Here is a 5,114-nt window from a genome sequence, read left to right on the forward strand (position 1 = left end):
AAACCAAACTGAACCAAACCTAAAACTGGCCATTTTTACTTCGGCACTTCTGACCATTTTTCAATCGGCATTGACAACCTCCCATTCCGACCCATCCAGCCAATGGACGGCGGCCCACCACGGTCCGGCGTTTTTTGCCTACTCCAACAATTATCTGATCGATACGGACCACGCGATCATCGTCGATGTTCAAGCGAGCCGCTCAGTTCGTACGGGCGAGACCTTCGCCACGCGCACCATGATCGAGCGCGTTCATGATCGCTTTGGGTTATGGCCCGAAAGCCTGATCGCCGACACCGCCTACGGGTCTGGCGAGATGCTCGGCTGGCTGGTCGAAGAACGCGGGATCGAGCCGCATATCCCAGTGATCGACAAGTCGAAGCGGACGGACGGAACCTTCTCACGCGAAGACTTTGCCTACGACCCTGCAACCGATGCTTTCACCTGCCCTGCAGGAAAGGAACTGCGCCAGAAGAGGCGGCAATTCCAGACCATCCGGCATGAACCAAAGGACACCAGCTTTATTAAATACGGTGCCATCAAGGCCGAATGCGAAGTCTGCCACTTGAAGGATCAATGCTGCCCGAAGGGTGCACCACGCAGGCTCATGCGCTCGGAGTATGAAGCCGCTCGCCAGATGGCCCGCGATATCGCGAAGACCGAGGAATACGCCATCTCCTGCCGGATGAGAAAGAAGGTCGAGATGCTGTTTGCCCATCTCAAACGCATTCTGGGCCTCGGCAGGTTGAGATTACGCGGCCCCTGTGGCGCAAACGACGAATTTCTCCTTGCAGCAACCGCACAAAACCTCAGAAAACTCGCAAAACTCTTTCCGATGCCGAAAGCGCCCAAACCAGCATGAGAGAAGCACGCATATCTATTCTTGAGAACACACGTCGAGGACTTTAGCCAAAGACTTTTTCAACGGAATTAGCCCACAACGACAGATGCCGCGAAAGTCACGAAGGCCATCGGAGCGCAAAAACCCGCCTAAAGTAGTTTGCGAAAATAGACGACGCGCTCGGTTTCCTCGAAGCCCAAGGATCGGTGAAAGGCGTGGCTTATCAGGTTGTCGAGATCCGCGTCGGAGGCGAGCTCGGAGCATCCCTGCTGCTGCGCCCAGGACAGGACCGACTTCAGCAGATCCCGGCCGATGCCAGCGCCCCGGTTTTCGGGACGGACAAAGATACCCTCGAGATAAGCGACCGGTGAGGTCTGGCATCCGTTGACGTAGTCGTGGCGCAACGCGGCCTCGGCAAAGGCACGGATGCCGGTTCCATCGGCAAGATCCAGGAAGGCGACGAATTCGCCGGATGGCCTGGCGAGCATCGCCGCGGCTTCGTCCCGGTGCTGCTCGTATGTCATGTCCGCCCAGAGCCGGACGCGGAGCTCAGCCCAGGCTTCGATATCCGTGGTCGTTGCGATCCGTATCGGCATCGTCGGATTTTGCCCGCTTTCCGGGAGGTCGGCAAATCGGAATGAGCTGATGTGACCCTATACTATTGGGATAGCAGATTGTCCGGTGCCACCGTTATCCGGACGGCCGCTTCGCGCGAATTTCCGAGATAGTGACCAGGGAAACACCCGCCAGCACGATGGCAGCGCCGACGATGGGCAACAGCGACATGGACTCCCCTAAAATCGTTGCAGCTAAGGCCAGGGTAATGATCGGTCCCAAGGCGCCGAGGGAAGCATTGAGCTCGCTCGAAATTCGTTCAAGAGCAAAGCCAAACAATAGCGAGGGGAGCACGGTACCACCGATAGAGAGTATGAGGATCAAAACGAGTAGCCGGGAGGTCAGTTCTGGCACGGTAATGCCGTTCGAAACGACATAGGCAACAAGCGCAGCCAGACATGCTGCCGACATCATGATCGCCGTCGTAAGCGTGGCTCCTCCGACCATGATCGCCCGCTTTGCGTTCAACTGGAAAAGCGCGAAACAGATTGCGGCGAGAAACACGAAGATGACACCCAGGGTAAAGGTCGCGCCCAAGTCGTCGTTGAAAGCGAACATCAAGCCGAGTCCGCAATATGCGAAAACGGATCCTCCGACTGCCACACGGCCTAAGCGATGTCCGAAGATGATCCAGCCAAAGAATATCGTGAGGAGTGGATAGGTGAAGAGAACCATCCGTTCGACGTTCGCGTCGATGTATCTAAGACCAATGAAATCAAAGTAGCTTGAAAGCCAGTATCCCAGGACACCCAGGACGACGGCTGTCGACACAAACTCCACTTTCCGATCAATTGCCGGAAGCTTTTTGTTGCGAACAGCTATCAGAGACATCAACAAGTAAACAGGAAGGCAGAACGCATACCGCGCTGCCATCAGTTCCTCTGTTGTCATCCCGGCCTCATAGCTGAGCTTGACGATAATGCTCTTTGTGGCGAAGAGACTGGCCCCTGCTACGGCGAAGAACACACCAACGAAGAGCCTGAAATTCCCCTGGCGGATTTTTGTCAATAAAGTTTCGTTTCCATCTCTCGGGAAAGCCCGCCTTTCGGATAGCATATTACCAAGCCCCCCCGAAAATCATTGCTATGCTAAACCAGAGACGCGCGGAGGGGGGATCGCTTAGAAACATCTGATGCGGCCGTCAGGTTCTCAATGGTGTCGTCGCTATAGAAGCTTCGGCAAACATCATCAACATAGAGAATCCCAGATTTCGTGAGGCTGACCTTGCCATTGGAGACTTCAATTAGGCCGCAGTCGTTCAGATTTGACACCTGGCCTGAAAATAGCTCGAGGAAGTCGAAGCCGAACCTATCCATGAACTCAGCCAATGGTACGTTCAGCTGCTTAAACCGAAGCACTACGTATCTGATCATCTGTTCATAATGCGACAGCCTTTTGAAGACTTCAGTCGTATCAACATTCGATTCGATAAGATTGTTGTATTGCTTAGAGGGACGAACGTTCTGCCGGACAATTTCTCCTGTAAAAGAATAGGCTGAGTTGCCGAAGCCTATTAAAGGATGAGAGTCCCATGCATTTCTTTGATGGATCTGTTCGAACTCTGGTGCTCTTATAAAACAGTTGGGGGTCGTTTGAATATATCCGGCTTCCAAAAACCTCTCCCTGGCATACAGATACATTCCGATGCGGTCTTCTTCCGAAGGAGGGAGCGGGACCTTACTTGTATGGGTTTTGCTGAACGCTATGGTTTGAGGTCTGAAGCTGAACAGATACATGGTGATATGCGGAGGCGCAGTATCTATGACAAGCTGAATAGTACCACGAAAATTCTCGGGTGTTTCCCCAGTTAACCCGCAAATAATATCCAGGTTGAGGTTCTCGATTCCTCCTTTTCGCATCGCCTCGATAGCCTTTACGGTGTCTTCTCGGGAATGGTGCCTTTGGTTTAGCTGATTTAGGGCGTCTGAGAAGGTTTGAACCCCGAGGCTCATCCGGTTGACACCACCGTCACGAAGGAGTCGAACTTTCTCTAAGGTGATAGTGGTAGGGTCGGACTCGAAACTGAATTCAATAAGATTTTCCGTCTCGAATCTGTCGAAGAGCTTATCAAGAAAAAGCTCGGTCGAATTCAAACTCAAAAAGGTCGGAGTTCCTCCACCCACAAAAATCGTGGAAGGGTGTTTTGTTAGCCCGTCTCGCTCGGAGACTCTATCTATTTCGGTAGCCAGGTTGTTGATGTACCGCTTTGTGTCATCTTCGTCGTCTTTGAGAGAGATTGCGTAGTAACAATACGAGCACCGGTAAGAACAAAATGGAATGTGGAAGTAGATCGCGGTAGGACCGAGAGGAGACTGATCGCCAGAAGTTGCGCCGTCCAATGCCGGAAATGGTGGATACTGAAAAACAAAACCTCGTTCAGTATTGAGGTCCTCTTTCGTCAGCGCACTTCCCCAAGGAAATGCAGGCACATTGTGTAATTGCTTGCTTGCAGCCATTGTAAAACACCCCTACGTCAATTGCTCCAAAGACGACGCTCCACTCATCGCAACAGAATTACCTCTCACGGCCATCCATAATTGCAATACACCCTGTTAGAAAGCCACCTCTAATTGTTAAGCATCACTGGAGTTAAAGCGCAAGGTTTAAAAAAGTGTCACAGTTTCCCCTAAAAAGAGTCAGTCGTTCGAGCCCGGTATTGGCGCTCGCTGGTGCGCGCACTCATCTGTCCTGACCCTGATGGCGTTTGTTGCATAAGCAACAGACAAGGGTTGACTTGCCTACTACGAGTCTGAAGTGTCGAAGTGGGCTCAAGAAGAGGTTGAATGGCTCAAATGCAGAGACGGACAAGAAAACTGCGCTTTCTCTTCACCTTCGACGGCGACAACCCGGGTTCCGTCGCGAAAAAGACCGCCAAGGTGCCCGACATTTCGATCGTCCGACAGCGTGGACAACATCTTGGTGACTTTAGCTGTTGCCTTCCGAAAGCCGGCATTCATCCGACGGCCGCTTTGTCCGCACAGCGCCAATTCGTGCGCCACGCAGCGAATGTCAGCTTCCATACAAGCGGACGTTCGGTGAGATCGCATTTAATGACTGGAAGGAGCCCTTATTGATCTTATCTGGTAACTCCTCCACACTTTACCCTATGAGTATCGAGAATTTGTTTTCGACAGTACGCGAGCACTATGTTCAACAACTGTTGGAATTCATCAGTGAACAGCAAAAGCTCTATAAAAATGGTGTTTCCGAGCTCAAATTGCAGTTAGGCGACGAAAGTCCGTTGTATAACCGGGTGTATTGCGTTGACTTCCTAACGGGCGGTGAAGAACAAAAGGTAGTGGAGCTTGCGCCAGCTCGAACCTTGTCATTCGATACTATCACTCAACGGATTGGAAAAGCTGACCTTTTTGTGCATGGCATGCAATGGGACGCTGTTCGGGTACAGCACGATATTGCTTGTCTAAAAGATGGCGATATTGCTGAGTGGTTTGAGAAGTGGTTCGACCTTGATGATGTACTATCTAACCTGTAGTAGTTCAGACTCGATCTGACAGTTAGCGGTTTTGATGTGGCGTCTGTCAGGTCAGGTTTGGTCTACAAACTTTTCCTTCCAGATAGTTTTGCCTTCCACCAGGGTCTGCATTGGCGTTCGACCTTCGCAGATTTTACCCTGATGAGTGCGTTCATTGTTGTAGTA

The 5,114-nt window shown here is 51.8% G+C and carries 5 protein-coding genes and 1 pseudogene; 2 read left to right on the forward strand and 4 right to left on the reverse strand.

The features are described 5' to 3' along the window. A partial coding sequence (locus tag QMZ18_RS36710; protein WP_282611408.1) for a transposase occupies positions 1-862 on the forward strand: 862 nt, incomplete at its 5' end. Positions 863-990: 128 nt separating this feature from the next. Here QMZ18_RS36710 and aac(6') read toward each other — a convergent pair. From aac(6') to QMZ18_RS36725, 3 genes are all read right to left on the reverse strand, one after another. Further along, positions 991-1,437, reverse strand: a complete 447-nt coding sequence (aac(6'), locus tag QMZ18_RS36715) for an aminoglycoside 6'-N-acetyltransferase (protein WP_282611409.1) — start codon at positions 1,435-1,437, stop codon at positions 991-993. A 94-nt stretch (positions 1,438-1,531) separates the two neighbouring features. Next, positions 1,532-2,464 (reverse strand): DMT family transporter, encoded by a 933-nt coding sequence (locus tag QMZ18_RS36720; RefSeq protein ID WP_282611410.1) that lies wholly within the window; start codon positions 2,462-2,464, stop codon positions 1,532-1,534. 80 nt (positions 2,465-2,544) lie between these two features. Further along, positions 2,545-3,912 (reverse strand): coproporphyrinogen-III oxidase family protein, encoded by a 1,368-nt coding sequence (locus QMZ18_RS36725; RefSeq protein WP_282611411.1) that lies wholly within the window; start codon positions 3,910-3,912, stop codon positions 2,545-2,547. Positions 3,913-4,388: 476 nt separating this feature from the next. On the opposite strand from QMZ18_RS36725, the gene QMZ18_RS36730 reads away from it, so the two are divergent. Continuing rightward, the gene (locus QMZ18_RS36730; protein ID WP_282611412.1) at positions 4,389-4,949 is read left to right on the forward strand and encodes a hypothetical protein; all 561 of its coding nucleotides are present in this window, start codon (positions 4,389-4,391) and stop codon (positions 4,947-4,949) included. Positions 4,950-5,000: 51 nt separating this feature from the next. On the opposite strand, the pseudogene QMZ18_RS36735 reads toward QMZ18_RS36730, so the two are convergent. Continuing rightward, positions 5,001-5,114, reverse strand: a pseudogene (locus QMZ18_RS36735) (IS481 family transposase); the annotation flags it as partial.

It is taken from the genome of Pelagibius sp. Alg239-R121, assembly GCF_947331435.1.
Lineage (GTDB): Bacteria > Pseudomonadota > Alphaproteobacteria > Kiloniellales > Kiloniellaceae > Denitrobaculum.

Excerpts from the sequence above, each read along its gene's own strand:
- QMZ18_RS36725 (WP_282611411.1), bottom strand. The coding sequence starts at position 3,912 with ATGGCTGCAAGCAAGCAATTACACAATGTGCCTGCATTTCCTTGGGGA.